This is a genomic window from Nocardia sp. 149-1B (assembly GCF_057747975.1).
In genome coordinates this window covers 4274068-4290412 of the sequence record NZ_CM173233.1, presented here as the reverse complement: position 1 = coordinate 4290412, position 16345 = coordinate 4274068, and the positions used below count along the sequence as shown (strand labels likewise).

Below are 16345 nucleotides of genomic sequence, written 5' to 3'. Positions count from 1 at the left end.
GTCTATGTACGCATTCAACGAGGGAGCCATCCCGGTCGTCCACCCGACGAGCGCGGACGGGATCTACTCGCTGCTCTGGCTCGTCGTCGCGCTGCCGCTCGCCGGCGCCGCGATCCTCCTGGTCGGCGGGAAGTTCACCGACAAGTGGGGACACCTGCTCGGCACCCTGCTCCCGATCGGCTCCTTCGGCATCTCGCTGGCGCTGTTCCTCGACCTGCTCGGTCGTGACGAGGGTGACCGCCAGATCAGCCAGCACCTGTACAGCTGGATCCAGACCGGTCACCTCGACGTCGGCATGGACCTGCTCTACGACCCGCTGTCGGCGCTGTTCCTGCTGCTGATCACCGGCGTGGGCTCACTGATCCACATCTACTCCATCGGCTACATGGCCCACGACCCGCGACGGCGCCGGTTCTTCGGCTACCTCAACCTGTTCGTGGCCTCGATGCTCACGCTGGTGCTCGCCGAGAACTACCTCGGGCTGTTCCTCGGCTGGGAGGGCGTCGGCCTCGCGTCGTACCTGCTGATCGGCTTCTGGCAGCACAAGCCCTCCGCGGCCGCCGCCGCGAAGAAGGCCTTCGTCATCAACCGGGTCGGCGACATGGGCATGTCGACCGCGATCATGATGTTCTTCGTGACCTTCGGGTCGACGAGCTTCACCGTGATCAGCGAGAAGGCCGGCGGGGCCTCGGACACCCAGCTCACGGTCCTGGGTCTGCTGCTGCTGCTCGGCGCATGTGCGAAGTCGGCGCAGTTCCCGCTCCAGGCCTGGCTGCTCGACGCGATGGAGGGTCCGACCCCGGTGTCGGCGCTCATCCACGCGGCGACCATGGTGACGGCCGGCGTCTACCTGATCGTCCGCTCCAACTTCATCTTCGAGCTCGCGCCCCACGCGCAGACCGCTGTCGTGGTCATCGCGCTGATCTCGATCCTCTGGGGTGCGGCCATCGGATGTGCGAAGGACGACATCAAGAAGGCCCTGGCCGGATCGACGATGAGCCAGATCGGCTACATGATGCTCGGCGCGGGACTCGGCGTCGCGGGCTACGCGTTCGCGATCTTCCACCTGCTGACGCACGGCTTCTTCAAGGCCAACATGTTCCTCGGCGCCGGCTCGGTGATGCACGGCATGGACGACGACGTCGACATGCGGCACTACGGAGCGGTCCGCAAGGCGATGCCGGTGACGTTCCTGACGTTCGCGATGGGTTACCTCGCGATCATCGGGTTCCCGGGCTTCTCGGGCTTCTGGTCCAAGGACAAGATCATCGAGACCGCTCTGGCCGACAACTGGATCGTCGGCATCTGCGCGCTGCTCGGCGCCGGCATCACCGGCTTCTACATGACGCGGATGATGCTGATGACCTACTTCGGCACCCAGCGGTGGGAGAAGGACGTGCACCCGCACGAGTCGCCCTCGGTGATGACGTTCCCGCTGATCGTCCTCGCGGCGCTCTCCGTGCTCGGCGGCGTGATGCTCGCCGGCAGCTGGATCCAGGACTTCCTGGCACCCGTCGTCGGCACCGCCCCCCATGAGGACCCGCCACTGCCCGCGCTCGCGATCACCACGATCGCGGTGATCGTCGTCGCCTGCGGCGTCGTGCTCGCCTGGGTCCTGTTCGGCAAGCGGGACATCCCGCGCACCGCACCGCAGGACGTGTCCTTCGTGACCCGCGCGGCGCGTGCCGAGCTCTACGGCAACGAGATCAACAACGGTCTGGTGGTCAACCCGGGCCGGCACCTGGTCGGGGGCCTCCTGGCCGTCGACAAGCACGCGGTCGACGGCACGTTCACCGGCGGCCCGATGGCGATCGGCAGCCTCGGTGGCCTGGTCCGACGCGCGCAGAACGGCTTCGTCCGCACCTACGCCCTCTCCCTCCTCGGCGGCGCGCTCCTCGTCGTCCTTGCCCTCCTGGCGGTGAATCTCGCATGACCCACCCCACGAATTCGCTCGACTCCACTCGCTGCGCTCCCTGCGCTCACGAATCCGAGGGGACCCCGGAATGAGCGACCTCCCCTGGCTGACCCTCCTCTGGGCGTTGCCGCTGGTCGGTGCCCTGGCGACGGCCTTCGTGCCGAAGGCCCCGGGTTCGGTCCTGCCCAAGCAGGTGGGTCTGGTCTTCTCGCTGCTGACGCTCGGCGTCGGCATCGCGATCGCCGCCCAGTACGACACCGGCGCCGGCATGCAACTGGAGGAGAAGCACACCTGGATCGAGGCGTTCGGCGTGCACTACGCGCTCGGCGTCGACGGCCTCGGGCTGCTCCTGATCCTGATGACCGTGGCGCTGGTCCCGCTGGTCCTGGTGGCCTCGTGGCACGAGGCCGACGACCGCTCGCCGGCCGCGTTCTTCGCCTGGGCACTGGCGCTGGAGGGTTTCGCGCTCGCGGTGTTCGCGGCGACCGACGTGTTCCTCTTCTACATGGTCTTCGAGGCGACGCTGATCCCGGCGTACTTCCTCATCGGCCGTTTCGGTCGCCCCGGTCGTGGCTACGCCGCGCTGAAGTTCCTGATGTACCAGCTCGCCGGCGGACTCATCCTGCTGGCCGCGGTGATCGGGCTGTACGTCGTGTCGGCCGACGCCGGTACGCCGTCGTACCTCCTCAGCGACCTGCAGCACCTCGACATCGGCACCAACACCGAGCGCTGGCTGTTCGTCGGCTTCATGCTCGCGTTCGCGATCAAGGCGCCGCTGTTCCCGCTGCACACCTGGCTCGCCGACACCACCGAGAAGGCCACCCCCGGCACGAGCGTGCTGCTGGTGTGCGTGCTCGACAAGATCGGCACGTTCGGGATGCTGCGCTTCTGCCTCGGGCTGTTCCCGGAGGCCTCGCAGTGGGCGACCCCCGTGGTCGTGGCCGTCGCGCTGGTCTCGATCGTCTACGGCGCGTTCGTCGCGATCGGCCAGGACGACATCCTGCGCCTGATCGGTCTGACCTCGCTGAGCCACTTCGGGTTCATCACCCTCGGCATCTTCGCGTTCAGCAGCCAGGGCGGCTCGGGCTCGATCCTCTACATGGTCAACCACGGCGTCGGCACCGCCGCGCTGTTCTTCATCGCCGGCTACCTGATCAAGCGCAAGGGGACCTCGCTGATCAGCCAGATCACCGGCGTCGAGTCCAAGGCTCCGGTGCTCGCGGGGCTGTTCCTGATCGCGGGCCTGGCCACGCTCGGCCTGCCCGGCCTGAGCCAGTTCGTCTCGGAGATCCTGGTGCTGATCTCGGCCTTCGACTACCACTGGTGGGTCGGAGCGATCGCGGTCACCGGGATCGTGCTGGCCGCGATCTACGTGCTCTGGCTCTACCAGCGGACGATGACCGGTCCGCCGGCGCCGGGAGACACCGGCCACGAGACCATGGTCGACCTCAACCGGCGTGAGCTGGTCGCCGTCGTCCCGCTGATGCTCGCGCTCGTGTTCTTCGGGTTCTACCCGATGCCGCTGCTCGACGTCAGCAACCCCACGGTCGACTCCCTGTTGCAGCACGTCGGTGTGTCCGACGAGGCTCCGTCGGTTGCCGGTCACGGCGAGGAAGGTGCTCACTGATGGACTTCATCAAGCCCACGATCGAGTACGCCGACCTGTGGCCGCTCCTCGTGGTCTTCGGCGTCGCCTGCGCAGGCGTCGTGGTCGAGGCGTTCGTGCCGCGCGGGCTGCGCTTCGTCGTCCAGACCGTGCTCGCCGTCGCCGGCATCGTGGTCGCGTTCGCCGGGACCGTGCTGGTCGCCCATGACCTTCACGTCCTCGGCGACGGCGTCGCCCGCGGCGCGATCGACGCCGAGGGCACGATCGCGATCGACGGCCCGACGCTCTTCTTCTGGGGGATCCTGCTGATCTTCGGGCTCGGCGGCGCGCTGCTGTTCGCCGAGCGTCGGCTGGAGGGCGGGGTGTCGGCGTTCGCCGGCCAGGCCGCCGCCCTGCCCGGCACCGAGGCCGAGCGCCAGGCATCCACGCGGGGCCTGGAGCACACCGAGGTCTACCCGCTGATGATGTTCGCGCTGGGCGGCATGATGCTGTTCCCCGCGGCCAACGACCTGCTCACACTGTTCGTCGCCCTCGAGGTGCTCTCGCTGCCGCTCTACCTGCTCTGTGGCCTGGCGCGTCGTCGCCGCCTGCTGAGCCAGGAGGCCGCACTGAAGTACTTCCTCCTCGGCGCGTTCTCGTCGGCGTTCTTCCTCTACGGCGTCGCGCTCGTCTACGGCTTCTCCGGTGCGATGGGCTTCTCGGAGATCAACGAGGCCGTCCGTGACGACATCGGCAACCAGACCCTGCTGCTGATCGGCATGGGCATGCTCTCGGTGGGTCTGCTGTTCAAGGTCGGTGCCGCTCCGTTCCACTCGTGGACCCCCGACGTCTACCAGGGAGCCCCGACCCCGGTCACCGCGTTCATGGCGGCCGGCACCAAGATCGCGGCGTTCGGCGCGATGCTGCGCCTCTTCTACGTCGCGTTCGGCTCCGACCGGTGGACCTGGCAGCCGATGCTGTGGATCATCGCGATCCTGACGATGCTGGTCGGTGCGGTCCTCGCGATCGTGCAGACCGACATGAAGCGCATGCTCGCCTACTCCTCGGTGGCGCACACCGGGTTCCTGCTCACCGGTGTGCTCGGCGTCCAGCAGGCCTCCGACCTGGCCGACGGCGAGGTCACCTCGCTTCAGGCGGTGCTGTTCTACCTGGTCACGTACGGGTTCTCGATCATCGGCGCATTCGCGCTCGTGACGCTGGTGCGCGACTCGGGTGGCGAGGCCACCCAGTTCGCCCGCTGGCGTGGGCTCGGGCGCCGCTCGCCGCTGGTCGCCGGGGTGTTCGCGTTCTTCCTGCTCTCGATGGCCGGCATCCCGCTGACCGCCGGGTTCGTGGGCAAGTGGGCGGTCTTCACCGTGGCCCTCGCGGCCGGCGCCTGGCCGGTGGTCATCGCAGCCGTCGTGTGCAGCATCATCGCGGTGTTCTTCTACGTCCGGGTGATCCTGCTGATGTTCTTCGATGACGAGGACGTCACCGTGCAGGGCGAGGTCGCCAGCGTCACCAAGCCGTCCGTGCTGACCTCGGCGACGATCCTGGTCGGGGTGGCCGCGACGCTGGTGCTCGGCGTCGTACCCGGCCCAGTGCTCGATCTCGCGGCCAATGCGGGACAATTCGTCAGGTGACCCCTGCTTCCTCCGGATTGGCGCTCCCCGTCACCGACGCGGCGCTCGCCGCCCGGCTCCGCGAACGCATGCTGGCGGTCGAAGACGCCCTGGCGGGCCACGTGGTCAGCCGGGCCGGCTTCGTCAGCGAGACCGCCAGCCACCTGATGAGTGCAGGTGGCAAACGGTTCCGGCCGCTGCTGGTGCTGCTCGCCGCCGAGACCGGTGACCGCCCGGACTCCGACGAGGTGATCACGGCGGCGTGCGTCGTGGAGCTGACCCACCTGGCCTCGCTCTACCACGACGACGTGATGGACGAGGCCGAGCTGCGCCGCGGTGCGGTCTCGGCCAACGCGCGCTGGGACAACCACGTCGCGATCCTCACCGGCGACTTCCTGTTCTCGAAGTCCTCCGAGCTGACCGCCGACCTCGGCCCCGAGGCCGTCCGCATCCAGGCGCAGACGTTCACCCGCCTGGTCGAGGGCCAGATCCTCGAGACCGTGAAGCCCGGGCCCGGTGAGGACCCGCTGGCTCACTACCTCGACGTGGTCGCCGGCAAGACCGGCTCCCTGATCGCGACCTCGGCGCGCTACGGCGCCCGCTTCGGCGGTGCCTCGCCCGAGGTCGAGCAGGCGCTCACGGCGTACGGCGAGATCGTCGGCTCGGCGTTCCAGCTCTCCGACGACATCCTCGACATCGCCTCCGAGTCCGGTGAGTCCGGCAAGACCCCCGGCACCGACCTGCGCGAGGGCGTGCCCACGCTGCCGGTGCTGATGGCGCGCGCGTCCACCGACCCCGCCGACGCACGCCTGCTCGACCTGCTCGCCGGCGACCTCAACGACGATGACCGCCACGCCGAGGCGCTGCGCCTGCTGCGGGCCCATCCGGCGCTGGGCGAGGCCCGTGACTACGTCGTCGCGCGGGCGCACGAGGCCAAGGCAAAGCTCGCCGTGGTGCCCCCCGGCCCGGTCCGGGACGCCCTCGAGGCCTTCGCCGACCTGGTGGCCGTTCGGTCCTCTTAGCTACTGGGTCTCGACCCGCCGGTCGCGGCTTTCGTTCCTCAGCCGCGCGGCTTGCTCGACCTTCGCCAGCCCACGCGCCGCCCTCGTCCCTCGGGCGTCGCTGCTAGCTCGCCCTCGACCCGCCGGTCGCGGCTTTCGTTCCTCAGCCGCGCAGCTTGCTCGACCTTCGCCAGCCCACGCGCCGCCCTCGTCCCTCGGGCGTCGCTGCTAGCTCGCCGTGGTGGCTTCGACGGTGAGGCGGAGCTGGAGCCTGCGGTGGTTGACGGCCTCGACGGTGAAGATCGCCAGCGCGATCCAGACGAGCACGAAGCCGACCCAGCGGCCGGCGGGCATGTCCTCGTGGAACCACAGCACGCCGAGGGCGAACTGCAGGATCGGGGCGAGGTACTGCAGCAGCCCCAGCGTCACCATCGAGACCCGGGTCGCGGCCGCGCCGAAGCAGATCAGCGGCACCGCGGTGACGACGCCGGTGGTCGTGAACAGCAGCGCGTGCCCCGCGCCGTGGCTGGCGAAGCTGGAGCCCCCGGTGAGCCCGAGCCAAGCCAGGTAGCCGGCGGCGAACGGCGCGATCACCGCGGTCTCGTACGCGATGCTCTCGGTGGCCCCGACGTTCGCGGTCTTCTTGCACAGCCCGTAGCTGCCGAACGAGAACGCCAGGACCAACGCCACCCAGGGCAGGTGCCCGTAGTCGACCGCCAGCACGACCACCGCGCCGCAGGCGAGCCCGAGCGCCATCCACTGCAGGGGCCGCAGGCGCTCGTGGAGGATCAGCACGCCCATCAGGACGGTCACCAGGGGGTTGATGAAGTAGCCGAGCGACGTCTCCACCACCCGGTCGTTGTTGACCCCCCAGATGTAGGTCACCCAGTTGACGCTGATCACGGCCGCCCCGATCGTCAGCAGCAGCCGCACCCGGCGGTCGCGCACGATCGCGGCCAGGTGCGGCGTACGACGCAGCAGCACCAGCAGCAGCCCCATGGTCAGGCACGACCACAGCACCCGGTGCGCCAGGATCTCGGCCGCACCGGCAGGCTCGAGCAGTGGCCAGTAGAGCGGGAACGCCCCCCACATCGCGTAGGCCGCGAACCCGAACAGCAGCCCACGACGCGGATCCGGCACCCGCACAGCATAAGAGCGCCTCAGTCGTGTTTGGCCGCAGGGAGCGCCGGGCAGGGTCACCGCACGGGGCCGGCACGAGGCCCACCACGTCTCGGAGGGAGACCCCACGGATGCGTTCCAGCCTGACCGCCCTGGCCGCCTCGATCGCGCTGAGCCTCGCAGGCCTCGCGGCACCGCTGCTCGCCGCACCGGCAGATGCCCAACCCGCGCCGACTGAGGTGGCGGCCGCACGCACACCGGACCCGGTGGCCGGTGCCCGCGGCACCGCCAACCCGGCCCGCAACCTGCACGACCAGATCAGCAAGACCCGCGGCAAGCTCATCTTCCACGGCCGGGTCGACCCCGGCCACGGGCCGGTAATCGTGCAGAAGAAGGTCTGCGCCAAGGCCTCCTGCAAGTGGAAGAAGTTCAAGGCGGTCCCCACGCGGGGTCCGAAGAACAAGTGGAGCGTGCGGATCTTCGCGCCGCGGCACGGCAACTGGTACTGGCGGGGTTACGTCAAGGCGTACGGCGGGTACGCGACCTCCTGGACGCACGTGTACAAGACCTACACGACGCGCTTCTGAGTCCTACCGGGCAACACCCGAAGGGTCCTGCTCCCGGGTCGGACCCTTCGTGCTGTCCGGGAGAGGTGTCCCCTGAGCTGATTCGGTCTCGACACGCCGGTCGCGGCTTCGTCCCTCAGCCGCGCGGCTCGCTCGACCACCATCAGCGGATCCGCTGACGCGTCTCCGCTAGACGACCGTCCAGGTGTCGCCACCACCGATGAGGGCGGCCAGGCGCTCGGACCGGTCGCCGGGGGCGGCAGCGCGAGCGTCGGCGACCTGGCCGCGGGCCTGGTCGTCGTACGTCGGGCGCTCCACCTGCCGGAAGATGCCGATCGGTGACTGGTTGAGGTAGCCGGAGTCGGTGAGGCGCGAGATCGCGAACGCCGTGCTCGGGTCGGACCGGTGCGCGTCGTGCACGAGGATGGCGTCGGCCGCCACCTGGCCGGGGCCGTCACCGATCTCCACGACCTTGACCCCGCCGGAGTCGGCGTCGCGGACCAGCCCCTTGGTGCCGGCGCCCGAGTCGTCCGGGGCGCCGAAGCGGATCGGCTCACCGTGGACGAGCGGGATGATCGCGTCGGCCTTGGTGTCGTTGTTCTTGATCGCGTCGAACGCCCCGTCGTTGAAGATCGGGCAGTTCTGGTAGATCTCCACGAACGACGTGCCGCGGTGCGCGGCCGCCGCGGACAGCACCGAGGTGAGGTGCTTGCGGTCGGAGTCGATCGTGCGGGCCACGAACGAACCCTCCGCGCCCAGTGCGAGCGAGACCGGGTTGAACGGGTGGTCGAGCGAGCCCATCGGTGTGGACTTGGTGATCTTGCCCGTCTCGGAGGTGGGGGAGTACTGGCCCTTGGTCAGCCCGTAGATGCGGTTGTTGAACAGCAGGATCGTCATGTTCACGTTGCGGCGCAGGGCGTGGATCAGGTGGTTGCCACCGATCGAGAGCGCGTCGCCGTCGCCGGTGACCACCCAGACCGACAGGTCCTCGCGGGCGGTGGCGATGCCGGTCGCGATCGACGGCGCCCGGCCGTGGATCGAGTGCATGCCGTAGGTGTCGAGGTAGTAGGGGAACCGCGAGGAGCAGCCGATGCCGGAGACGAACACGATGTTCTCGCGACGCAGACCCAGGTCGGGGAGGAAGCCCTGGACCGCCTTGAGCACGGCGTAGTCACCGCAACCGGGGCACCAGCGGACCTCCTGGTCGGAGGTGAAGTCCTTGCCCGTCTGGGGGTGCTCGGCGCCGGGGACGAGCTCGACACCCGAGCGCAGGCCCGGGAAGTTCAGGTCGGTGGTCATGACAGCGCCTTCTCCGTGGTCGCGGTGGGTTCGACGCTCAGGTCGACGGGGATGCCCTCGGCCGAGGCGATCAGCTCGCCGATCGCCTCGGCGACCTCGGCTGCCTTCAGCGGCAGACCGCGGACGTGGTTGTAGCCGATCGCGTCGACGAGGTACTTCGCGCGCAGCAGCATGGAGAGCTGGCCGAGGTTCATCTCGGGGACCAGCACCTTGTCGTAGCGGGCCAGGATCTCGCCGAGGTCCTTCGGGAACGGGTTGAGGTGCCGCAGGTGCACCTGGGCGACGTGGTAGCCGGCCTTGCGGACGCGGCGTACGCCGGCACCGATCGGGCCGTACGTCGAGCCCCAGCCGATCACCAGCACCCGCGCCTGGCCGGACGGGTCGTCGACGACCAGGGGTGGCAGGGACTCCGCGATGCGGTCGACCTTCGCCTGCCGGGTGCGCACCATGAAGTCGTGGTTGGCCGGGTCGTAGGAGATGTTGCCGTGCCCGTCGGCCTTCTCGAGGCCACCGATGCGGTGCTCCAGGCCAGGGGTTCCCGGGACGGCCCACGGACGGGCGAGCGTCGTCTCGTCGCGCAGGTAGGGCCAGAACTCGGCGTCGTCACCGCTGTCGCCGTTCTCGGGGCGGTGGTTGAGCTCGGTCGCGAACGCGGGGTCGATCGTCGGCAGGTCAGCGAGCTCGGGGATGCGCCACGGCTCGGAGCCGTTGGCGAGGTAGCCGTCGGAGAGGAGCATCACCGGGGTGCGGTAGGTGATGGCGATCCGGGCCGCCTCCAGGGCGGCGTCGAAGCAGTCGCCCGGTGACTGCGGGGCCACGATCGGCACCGGCGCCTCACCGTTGCGGCCGAACATCGCCTGCAGCAGATCGGCCTGCTCGGTCTTGGTCGGCAGGCCGGTGGAGGGCCCGCCGCGCTGCACGTCGACCACGAGGAGTGGGAGCTCGGTCATCACGGCCAGGCCGATCGCCTCGGACTTCAGCGCGATGCCCGGGCCCGAGGTGGTGGTGACGCCGAGGGCGCCCGCGAACGAGGCACCGATGGCGGCGCCGACACCGGCGATCTCGTCCTCGGCCTGGAACGTGGTCACGCCGAACGACTTGTGCTTGGAGAGCTCGTGGAGGATGTCGGAGGCCGGCGTGATCGGGTAGGACCCGAGGAAGACCGGAAGACCGGACTGCACCCCGCCCGCAATCAGGCCGTAGGCGAGCGCCAGGTTGCCGGTGATGTTGCGGTAGGTGCCTGGCGCCATCGGCGCCGGCTTGATCTCGTACTGGACGACGAACGTCTCGGTGGTCTCGCCGTAGTTCCACCCGGCCTTGAACGCCGTGATGTTGGCGTCGCGGATGTCGGCGACCTTGGCGAAGCGCTTCTCGAGGAACGCGATCGTCGACTCGGTCGGCCGGCCGTAGAGCCAGGAGAGCAGGCCGAGGGCGAACATGTTCTTGGCGCGGGCAGCGTCCTTGCGGGAGAGCCCGAACTCCTTGACCGCCTCGACGGTCATGCCGGTCAGGTCCACGGTCTGCACGTTGAACGCGCCGAGCGGGTCGTTCGCGTCGCCCAGGGTGGCGAGCGGGTTGGCGTCGTAGCCTGCCTTGGCCAGGTTGCGCGCGGTGAAGTCGTGGGTGTCGACGATGATCGTGGCGCCCGGGGGCAGGTCGCCGAGGTTGGCCCGGAGCGCGGCCGGGTTCATCGCGACCAGGACGTCGGGGGCGTCGCCCGCGGTGAGGATGTCGTGGTCGGCGAAGTGGACTTGGAACGACGACACCCCGGGCAGGGTGCCCTGGGGTGCGCGGATCTCCGCGGGGAAGTTCGGCAGGGTCACGAGGTCGTTGCCGAAGACCGCGGACTCCTGGGTGAACCGGTCGCCGGTGAGCTGCATGCCGTCACCGGAGTCGCCCGCGAACCGGATGATCACCCGGTCGAGCTGCTTGACTTGCTTGCCCTGCTGCATAGACACGGCTCGCGCCCACTTCCCGTCGTTGCGTCACGCCTGCGTGCCCGAGAGGCCGGCTCTCCGGCCCCCGTCGATCGTACTCGCGACACGCTCAAAACTGGAACACGTTCCAGTTTGGCACTGGGCACGTCGGCACGGCTTCCCACGATAGTCCGGCCCTCCGCGGGCCCGAATTCGTCTCTGCTCCTGGACGCGAACCGGGCCTGTGAGTCGCGACACGACCGTTCATCTGGACCACAATTCGCATCAACTCGGGTAAGTCGACTACTCTGCTTGTTATTACTTACAAACGTTCCTCTCGGGCGTGACGAGAAAGAGAAGGCGATGAACAAGACGATCAAGGTTGCGGCGGCCCTCGCGGCTGCCGGGGTGCTGGCCTTGACGGGTTGCGGCAGCGACTCCGACTCCGGCTCCGGAAGTGGCAGTGGCGGCGGTGAGATCAACGTCGTCGGGTACTCCGTGCTCGAGCAGGCGAACTCCGAGGTCATCTCCGCGTTCAACGACACCGACGCCGGCAAGGGTGTGGAGATCAAGGGCTCGTACGGCGCCTCCGGCGACCAGAGCCGCGCCGTCGTCGCCGGTCAGGACGCCGACGAGGTCCACCTCTCGCTGGAGCCCGATGTCAAGCGCCTGGTCGACGAGGGCATCGTCGCGGACGACTGGAAGGACAACGACACCCAGGGCATCTGCACGCAGTCGGTCGTCGTGATGGTCGTCCCGAAGGGCAACCCCAAGGGCATCGACAGCTGGGACGACCTCGTCCAGCCCGGGATCGGCATCGTCACCCCCAACCCTGCTTCGTCGGGCTCGGCCAAGTGGAACCTGCTCGCGGCGTACGGCTCCGTGCTCGCCGACGGCGGTGACGAGACCGCTGCTGAGGACTACATGACGAAGTTCTTCGCGAACGTCGCCGCGCTGCCCGACAGCGGTCGCGACGCGACCACGGCCTTCACCAGTGGCACCGGTGACGTGCTGCTGTCCTACGAGAACGAGGCGATCCTGGCCCGCCAGAGCGGGCAGGACTTCGACTACGTCGTCCCCGACTCGACGCTCCTGATCCAGAACCCGTGCGCCCTCACCAAGGACGCCTCCGACGCGGCCTCGGCGTTCATGGACTTCCAGAAGTCCGCGGAGGGCCAGAAGCTCTACGCCGAGACGGGCTACCGCCCGCTGGTCGACATCTCCGGCCTCGAGGTCAAGGGCGCGAACGACCCCGCCGACCCGTTCCCCGCGCCGAAGAAGCTGCTCACCATCGACGATGACTTCGGCGGCTGGGACCAGGCCAACGACAAGTTCTTCGGTGACGGCACCGACGGTGCGTCGATGGGCATCCTCACCAAGATCCAGGACGAAGCGGGTCAGTAGTGGCCACCACGACCGCCTCGGTCGAGAGCCGGCCGGCGCTCAAGCGCCGGCCGGTTTCGGCCGCCCGCACATCGGGTGCTGCGCTGACCCCGGGCTCGGGTCTCGGGCTCGGCGTGTCCATGATCTGGTTCAGCCTGCTGGTCCTGATCCCCCTCTCCGCCGTCGTGGTGAAGGCCGCCGGCGGCGGCTGGTCCACGTTCGAGCACGTGCTCACCAACGAGCAGACGCGCTCGGCGCTCCAGCTCACCGTGCTGTCCTCGCTCGGCATCACCGCGCTGAACATGGTCATGGGCACCGCGATCGCCTGGGTGATGGTCCGCGACCGCTTCCCCGGCAAGGCGATCCTCGACCTCGTGATCGACGTGCCCTTCGCGATGCCGACGATCGTGGCCGGCCTCGTGCTGCTCTCGCTCTACGGTCCGCAGAGCCCGATCGGCGTCGAGGTCAACGGCACCCGCTGGTCGGTCCTGCTCGCGATCGCGTTCGTCACGCTCCCGTTCGTCGTTCGCACCGTCCAACCGGTGCTCGAGGAGCTGGACACCGACGTCGAGGACGCTGCCGCCGCACTCGGCGCGAGCCGGTTCACCACGTTCCGGCGGGTCATCCTGCCCGCCCTGGTGCCGGCGATCTTCGCCGGCGCGGCGCTGTCGTTCGCACGCGGCATCAGTGAGTACGGCGCTCTCGTGCTGATCAGCGGCAACCTGGCGAACCGCACGGAGGTCGTGTCCGTCCGGCTGTTCTCGTTCCTCGAGGGCGGGAACACCGAGGCGGCCGCCGCCGTGGCGACCATCATGCTCGCGGTCGCGCTGTTCGCGATCGTCGTCCTCGACATCATCCAGCGACGGGTGGCGCGTCGTGGCTAGCACGAGCACGGCCGTGGGCAACGGCGCCCCGGTCGTGAAGTGGGCCCTGCGCGTGGTGGTCGTGGGCTATCTGTTCATGCTCGTGGCCTGGCCGACGGCGTACGTCGTCCGCCACACCTTCGCGAACGGGTTCCAGGGCATCTCCGACGCGCTGGCCGACCCCGACGTCGTGCACGCGCTGACGCTCACCGCCCAGGTCGCGGTGTGGGCGGTCGTGATCAACACCGTGTTCGGTGTGGGGATCTCGCTGCTCCTGGTCCGCTACCGGTTCCCGGGCCGGCGCGCGCTCTCGGTGCTCATCGACCTGCCGCTCTCGGTCTCGCCGGTGGTGGTCGGCCTCGCGCTCGTCCTGGTCTACAACGGCCGGTTCGGCTGGTTCGGACCGTGGCTGGAGGACCAGGGACTCCAGGTCGTGTTCGCCAAGCCGGGCATGATCCTGGCGACCTGCTTCGTGATCCTGCCGCTGGTGGTCCGCGAGGTCGTGCCGGTGCTCGAGGAGATGGGCGACGACCAGGAGCAGGCGGCGCGCAGCCTCGGGGCGAACGCGCGTCAGACGTTCCTGCGGATCACCCTGCCGAGCATCAGGTGGGCGGTCGTGTACGGCGTCGTGCTGAGCCTCGCGCGTGCGCTCGGCGAGTTCGGCGCGATCAAGGTGGTCGCCGGCAACGTCGGCGGGGAGACCCAGGTCGCCACCGTCCTCGTCCAGCAGAAGTACCAGAACTTCCAGCAGGAGACGGCCTACTCCGTGGCCTTCATGCTCGTCTTCGCGGCCGTGCTGTGCCTCGTCGTCGTCGCCCTGCTGCGTCCGAAGGAGAACCACAGATGAGCATCGAAGTACGTGGGGTGAGCAAGCGCTTCGGCGACTTCGTCGCCCTCGACGACGTGAACGTGTCCCTGCCCACCGGTCAGCTGACCGCGCTCCTCGGCCCGTCGGGTGGGGGGAAGTCGACCCTGCTGCGGATCATCGCGGGCCTCGACGCCGCGGACGAGGGCTCGATCAGCATCGAGGGGGTCGACGCCACCAAGCTGCCTCCGCAGAAGCGCAACGTGGGCTTCGTCTTCCAGCACTACGCCGTGTTCAAGCACATGACGGTCGCGAAGAACGTCGCGTTCGGCCTCGAGATCCGGCACCGGCCCAAGCCCGAGATCGCCGCCAAGGTCGACGAGCTCCTCGGCCTGGTGCACCTCTCGCAGTTCGCGCACCGGTTGCCCTCCCAGCTCTCCGGGGGCCAGCGGCAGCGGATGGCGTTGGCCCGGGCCCTGGCGGTCGAGCCGTCGGTCCTGCTGCTCGACGAGCCGTTCGGCGCTCTCGACGCGAAGGTCCGCAAGGAGCTGCGCGAGTGGCTGCGGCGGCTGCACGACGAGGTCCACGTGACGACGGTCTTCGTCACCCACGACCAGGAGGAGGCCATGGAGGTCGCCGACGAGATCGTGGTGATCAACGAGGGCCGGGTGGAGCAGGTCGGCACACCCGACCAGCTCTACGACGAGCCGGCGAACGACTTCGTGATGGGCTTCCTCGGTGACATCACCAAGCTCAACGGCGTGATGCTGCGCCCCCACGACGTCCACCTCTCGCTCACGCCGCAGCTCTCCGGCGCCGCGGAGGGGACGATCTCCCGGCTGCTGCGCGTCGGGTTCGAGGTGCGGGCGACGGTGCTCACCGACGACGGCGACGACGTGACGGTGGTGCTCACCCGCACCCACGCGCGCCAGCTCGGCCTCGAGGCCGGCGCCCGGGTCTGGGTCACGCCCGCCTCGGGGGCCACCGTGGTCCCGTCGATGGCAGCCCAGGCCGCCCAGGCGGTCTGACGGGAGGCGCTGGGGCTCGGCGAGGGGGATCAGCGCACCGAGCGGAAGAACGCCGCGGCGTCCTTCTGCTCGGTGCGCCACTGCCGCGGGGTCGCCGACCAGGTGACTCGCAGCCGGTCGGTGCCTGGACCCTCGACGCCCAGGGCGACCGCGCGCCAGGTCCCGGCCGGCTGGTAGTCCTGCGTGGGCTGGGTGCGGGTGATCGTCCAGGTCAGCCGGTCGGCCGGGTGCCCCGCGAGCATCGCCGCACCTGGCTCCCACTGGACGGCACTCACCGAGGTCCGAGTCCGCAGCCGGGCGGCCAGCTCGGTGAGGGACCGTGCCGGACCGGCGGCGATCTCGGCGTACCGCAGCAGGGAGGCGCGGCCCGGCCGGAGGTAGAGGTGGCAGTCGCCACCCCCGAAGTCGATCGACTCGGTCTGCCGGGGCGGGCGGAACACCAGGGTCCGCCCGCGCGAGCGGCAGGTGCTGGTGTCGCTGCGCACGAGAGCCATGCTGGCGGTCACCGTGCGGTACGCCGAGGGGTGGCTGCTGTGGTCGTGCCGGGTGGTCCAGGTCAGGCGCACGCCGCGCCCCTGGACGGTCCGCTCGTCGAGGTCCTGGCCGTCGCAGAAGCAGTAGTAGGCCAGCAGCTCGCCGCGGTGGGTGCCGAAGACCGGGACGTCGGCGGCGTACCGGACGTCGCTGACGGAGTCGTCCCCGCCGGTGTCGACGAAGGGGTCGACGTCGCGCTCCTTCTCGGTGCGCAGCGACGGTCCGCCTCCGAACGAGACGTAGAACTCGCGTCCGGAGCCGGCGGCGAAGCCGCAGCTGGTGTCGTCCCGGCTCACCGCCTGGTAGCCGACCGGCACCGCCAGGCTGACGGCCAGGCCGCTGTTCTCCTTGCCCCGGAGGTCGGAGCACCGGGCCCGGGTGTAGCCGGACGGTACGTCGGCTTGGGCGGCCGCGAACGGTTGCGGCGGGCTCGGTGCGGGCGCCGTGGAGCTCGCGCTCGCGGTCGTCGGGTCGGTCACGTCGGCCCGGGGCGCCGTGCGCTCGTCGGAGCATCCGGTCGCCACCAGCGCCAGGAGAGCCAGGGAGGCGGCGAGGCGTGCGGCGATCCGCGTCATTCGTCGAGGATCGCAGGCCCCGGAGCCGGGTGGCCAGCCGGCGTCGCCGTGCGCGTTCGCGCAATCAAGTGAGCGATAATGATTGACCTGCGCGGTTCATGGTGGAATCGTCCGGCTCATGACATCGCGTGGCG

13 protein-coding genes are annotated in these 16345 nt (G+C 69.6%); 9 read left to right on the top strand and 4 right to left on the bottom strand.

All coding sequences use genetic code 11. The features are described from left to right. Positions 1–4: 4 nt before the first annotated feature. The 4 genes from nuoL to AC3ANS_RS20445 all read left to right on the top strand — a co-directional run bounded on the left by nuoL (position 5) and on the right by AC3ANS_RS20445 (position 6144). The gene (gene nuoL, locus AC3ANS_RS20460) at positions 5–1933 is read left to right on the top strand and encodes an NADH-quinone oxidoreductase subunit L (RefSeq protein WP_488293413.1); all 1929 of its coding nucleotides are present in this window, start codon (positions 5–7) and stop codon (positions 1931–1933) included. A gap of 70 nt (positions 1934–2003) precedes the next feature. Continuing rightward, positions 2004–3542 carry an NADH-quinone oxidoreductase subunit M gene (locus AC3ANS_RS20455; protein ID WP_488293412.1) on the top strand — a complete coding sequence of 513 codons (1539 nt, stop codon included), beginning with the start codon at positions 2004–2006 and terminating at the stop codon, positions 3540–3542. Continuing rightward, positions 3542–5143 carry an NADH-quinone oxidoreductase subunit NuoN gene (gene nuoN, locus AC3ANS_RS20450; protein ID WP_488293411.1) on the top strand — a complete coding sequence of 534 codons (1602 nt, stop codon included), beginning with the start codon at positions 3542–3544 and terminating at the stop codon, positions 5141–5143. The genes AC3ANS_RS20455 and nuoN overlap by 1 nt, the downstream gene beginning before the upstream one ends. Then, positions 5140–6144: a polyprenyl synthetase family protein gene (locus AC3ANS_RS20445; protein WP_488293410.1), complete on the top strand. Its 1005-nt coding sequence runs from the start codon at positions 5140–5142 to the stop codon at positions 6142–6144. Before nuoN ends, AC3ANS_RS20445 begins: the two co-directional genes overlap by 4 nt. Positions 6145–6351: 207 nt before the next feature. On the opposite strand, the gene rarD is transcribed toward AC3ANS_RS20445, so the two are convergent. Beyond that, a complete protein-coding gene (rarD, locus tag AC3ANS_RS20440) occupies positions 6352–7263 on the bottom strand; it encodes an EamA family transporter RarD (RefSeq protein WP_488293409.1) in 912 nt (303 codons plus the stop codon). A 110-nt stretch (positions 7264–7373) separates the two neighbouring features. On the opposite strand from rarD, the gene AC3ANS_RS20435 reads away from it, so the two are divergent. Beyond that, complete coding sequence (locus tag AC3ANS_RS20435) at positions 7374–7829, top strand: hypothetical protein (RefSeq protein ID WP_488293408.1); 456 nt, start codon at positions 7374–7376, stop codon at positions 7827–7829. Between the two features lie 168 nt (positions 7830–7997). On the opposite strand, the gene AC3ANS_RS20430 is transcribed toward AC3ANS_RS20435, so the two are convergent. Together AC3ANS_RS20430 and AC3ANS_RS20425 are read right to left on the bottom strand one after the other, a co-directional pair. Next, the gene (locus tag AC3ANS_RS20430) at positions 7998–9107 is read right to left on the bottom strand and encodes a 2-oxoacid:ferredoxin oxidoreductase subunit beta (RefSeq protein WP_488293407.1); all 1110 of its coding nucleotides are present in this window, start codon (positions 9105–9107) and stop codon (positions 7998–8000) included. Further along, positions 9104–11059: a 2-oxoacid:acceptor oxidoreductase subunit alpha gene (locus tag AC3ANS_RS20425; RefSeq protein WP_488296537.1), complete on the bottom strand. Its 1956-nt coding sequence runs from the start codon at positions 11057–11059 to the stop codon at positions 9104–9106. The genes AC3ANS_RS20430 and AC3ANS_RS20425 overlap by 4 nt, the downstream gene beginning before the upstream one ends. A 327-nt stretch (positions 11060–11386) precedes the next feature. On the opposite strand from AC3ANS_RS20425, the gene AC3ANS_RS20420 reads away from it, so the two are divergent. The 4 genes from AC3ANS_RS20420 to AC3ANS_RS20405 are packed head-to-tail and all read left to right on the top strand — an operon-like array spanning position 11387 to position 15102. Further along, positions 11387–12427, top strand: coding sequence for a sulfate ABC transporter substrate-binding protein (locus tag AC3ANS_RS20420; RefSeq protein ID WP_488293406.1), 1041 nt, complete (start codon positions 11387–11389; stop codon positions 12425–12427). Next, positions 12427–13290, top strand: coding sequence for a sulfate ABC transporter permease subunit CysT (gene cysT / locus AC3ANS_RS20415; protein ID WP_488293405.1), 864 nt, complete (start codon positions 12427–12429; stop codon positions 13288–13290). Before AC3ANS_RS20420 ends, cysT begins: the two co-directional genes overlap by 1 nt. Beyond that, a complete protein-coding gene (locus AC3ANS_RS20410; protein WP_488293404.1) occupies positions 13283–14116 on the top strand; it encodes a sulfate ABC transporter permease in 834 nt (277 codons plus the stop codon). Before cysT ends, AC3ANS_RS20410 begins: the two co-directional genes overlap by 8 nt. Beyond that, the gene (locus tag AC3ANS_RS20405) at positions 14113–15102 is read left to right on the top strand and encodes a sulfate/molybdate ABC transporter ATP-binding protein (RefSeq protein WP_488293403.1); all 990 of its coding nucleotides are present in this window, start codon (positions 14113–14115) and stop codon (positions 15100–15102) included. The genes AC3ANS_RS20410 and AC3ANS_RS20405 overlap by 4 nt, the downstream gene beginning before the upstream one ends. A gap of 29 nt (positions 15103–15131) precedes the next feature. On the opposite strand, the gene AC3ANS_RS20400 is transcribed toward AC3ANS_RS20405, so the two are convergent. Next, a complete protein-coding gene (locus AC3ANS_RS20400) occupies positions 15132–16211 on the bottom strand; it encodes a hypothetical protein (protein ID WP_488293402.1) in 1080 nt (359 codons plus the stop codon). Positions 16212–16345: the final 134 nt, after the last annotated feature.

What these genes read in the sequence shown, in the direction of transcription:
- nuoL (WP_488293413.1), top strand. Translation starts at nt 5, where the DNA reads ATGTACGCATTCAACGAGGGAGCCATCCCGGTCGTCCACCCGACGAGC.
- AC3ANS_RS20455 (WP_488293412.1), top strand. Translation starts at nt 2,004, where the DNA reads ATGAGCGACCTCCCCTGGCTGACCCTCCTCTGGGCGTTGCCGCTGGTC.
- nuoN (WP_488293411.1), top strand. Translation starts at nt 3,542, where the DNA reads ATGGACTTCATCAAGCCCACGATCGAGTACGCCGACCTGTGGCCGCTC.
- AC3ANS_RS20435 (WP_488293408.1), top strand. Translation starts at nt 7,374, where the DNA reads ATGCGTTCCAGCCTGACCGCCCTGGCCGCCTCGATCGCGCTGAGCCTC.
- AC3ANS_RS20430 (WP_488293407.1), bottom strand. Translation starts at nt 9,107, where the DNA reads ATGACCACCGACCTGAACTTCCCGGGCCTGCGCTCGGGTGTCGAGCTC.
- AC3ANS_RS20425 (WP_488296537.1), bottom strand. Translation starts at nt 11,059, where the DNA reads ATGCAGCAGGGCAAGCAAGTCAAGCAGCTCGACCGGGTGATCATCCGG.
- AC3ANS_RS20420 (WP_488293406.1), top strand. Translation starts at nt 11,387, where the DNA reads ATGAACAAGACGATCAAGGTTGCGGCGGCCCTCGCGGCTGCCGGGGTG.
- AC3ANS_RS20405 (WP_488293403.1), top strand. Translation starts at nt 14,113, where the DNA reads ATGAGCATCGAAGTACGTGGGGTGAGCAAGCGCTTCGGCGACTTCGTC.
- AC3ANS_RS20400 (WP_488293402.1), bottom strand. Translation starts at nt 16,211, where the DNA reads ATGACGCGGATCGCCGCACGCCTCGCCGCCTCCCTGGCTCTCCTGGCG.